We start from the raw sequence: 2,162 nt of genomic DNA on the forward strand, positions 1-2,162 counted from the left end.
AACTAATGAAACTATTCGCACCATGTGGGCTTATTTCGTTTTGTTTTTCGGTTAAATATTTATCCCGAGCGGTAGCGGCAACACGCCAGCGTAAATTGTTACCGGACTTACTTTCGTTATAGAGCCAGTTTTTCGCGGCAAGGTAATGGTTTATCTGTTGACTGTTTACCCCGTTAAGCATTTTGCTAAACTGGGTAGGGGTCATACCTTCTTTGAAGAGATTTTTAAGACAATCGTTTTCGGTTGAGAGACTTTTATTTTCCAGTAATAACTTTTCTTTCTCTTCCTCAGCACGAACGACCATCAGTGCCAGTTCTTTTGCTGTTGGTAGTAATGTTTGAGGTTGTAAAACACGTCGTTCACATTCAATAAAGTACTGCCTTGCCTGTTTCCCTTTTTCGTTACGCTCAACCATTGACAACTCTTTCGCCATATCGATGCTGATGTAGTAGTCTTTCATCGGACGTTGGCGAGATTTTGCACTCGCCAATTTTGGCGAGCTCAAATTTTCAACAATTATGTAATCCTGATTTTCAACAAATCCGTATTGTCTAATTCTGTCTTTGATCCAATTGGAAAAATCTTTTCCAATTTCCAAAAACGCATGTAAATCACGAGCATTTACCGTCTGGATTAATGTACCGTTGATATTTTTTGTTTCGATGTTGATTAAATTTGACATAAAGGTATTCCTCAATAGTTAAATTGATGAAAGATTGCCCCTATAAAAAGGGGCGTTGAGATTAATTAGTGACGTTCTAGGAAATGGCTAAGTTCACCTTCGTACCAGTGATCGGTGCGTGCGGTGATTATCCCGATTTGTTGATGGTGGAAGTGCTCAAAAAGCTGTTTGATCTCCGCTAACACGGTATCGATATTTTCACGCTTACGTAAAAGTCGTTTGATAACCTGTTTTTCAGCGTCATTAATAATTTGGCGCAGTGACTCGGTGATGTAGTAAATGCGTCTGCATTCGTCAGCCATTAATGGGATATGCTCTACCTGAAAACGCTCCGGTGACGGTGTGCCAGTGACTTCACGCAACGCCAGCCACACCGCATTACTCCATGAACGCTCAAACCGGAAGCCATTTGTCATACACCAGACTAAATGCGTCAGGTTACGGGTGTCTGAATGGCTAAAATGCTCCACGGCTTTCGGTTGGGGTTGAGGGTGGTCATATCTGCCAGTTTTGCGGATCGATGGAAGGACTTCATTAAACACCCAATCCTGAAATTGTTTTGCTTCGGGTTTATTGCTACGGAAAATCACACGATAAAGGTTAGGTTCATTGACGAATGTGAGTAGTTGGTTTCCGCCTTTTGTAAGGGTGTCTGTTTTACATATACCCTTTTCATCAAGTTGCGCTGCTAGTTGGCTAGCATTTTTTATTTCTAAAATTGAGCAAATATCTTTCAGGCAAAACCAAGGTTCACCTATGATTATTTGAATACGTACATCATGTGTTTCTTGGAAAGAAAATGAAATAGCTTTTGCGGTAGTCATAATATGACCTCCGATAGTGATTTGAAGTATCCCATCGTTAGAGTTGATAATCTCATTGGCGATGAGCTGAACAGGGTTATCAACACCGGAATCACCGACCGGCCAACCTTTCGGCTGCCCTATCCAGCCCACCATTGAATTAAGGCTAGATTACGACATTAAAAAACACGCTCGCGGCGTGCATATGTCGCGATGATTCTAACAGGTTGATAATCCTGGTACCTGATTTATCAGATGCAAATAAACTATAGCGCATGATTTCTTCTTTCGTCAATAATGAAATTGATAGTGTGAAAAGTGTTCTGTAACCCGCAGGGGGTTAAATAAGGAAAATCAAGAAGATAAATTGTTTTTAAGGCTCTCAGCCCGCAACGGGTAAGATGCTGCTTAGATCCTGACTGTCCAGTACGATAACCTTATATCTTGATCATTGACTTTCAAAGGTTAATGATCCCCAACTGATCATTGGGATGTTACCGGTGAGTTTGTACTCTGCCTTAAGCTTAGAGCTTGTACGTCAGATTAAACCCTGGTGACATATTCATAATCGTCTTCAAGACCGAACGGTATCTTGTGCTACGAGCACGTATTTATAAGGAAGGTCAGGGCGATATATTCAATTATCTGTTTTTTTATGGAAGAATCTACCATGCTCA

At 40.9% G+C, this 2,162-nt stretch carries 2 protein-coding genes; both read right to left on the reverse strand.

The annotated features are described in order from the left end of the window. On the reverse strand, nucleotides 1-682 hold a 682-nt coding region (locus CBG25_RS17085), incomplete at its 3' end, for an antA/AntB antirepressor family protein (protein ID WP_290608127.1). 65 nt (nucleotides 683-747) lie between these two features. Next, nucleotides 748-1,641: a BRO family protein gene (locus CBG25_RS17090; RefSeq protein WP_290608129.1), complete on the reverse strand. Its 894-nt coding sequence runs from the start codon at nucleotides 1,639-1,641 to the stop codon at nucleotides 748-750. Between the last annotated feature and the right edge of the window lie 521 nt (nucleotides 1,642-2,162).

The organism is Arsenophonus sp. ENCA (assembly GCF_002287155.1).
GTDB classification, from domain to species: Bacteria; Pseudomonadota; Gammaproteobacteria; order Enterobacterales; family Enterobacteriaceae; genus Arsenophonus; species Arsenophonus nilaparvatae.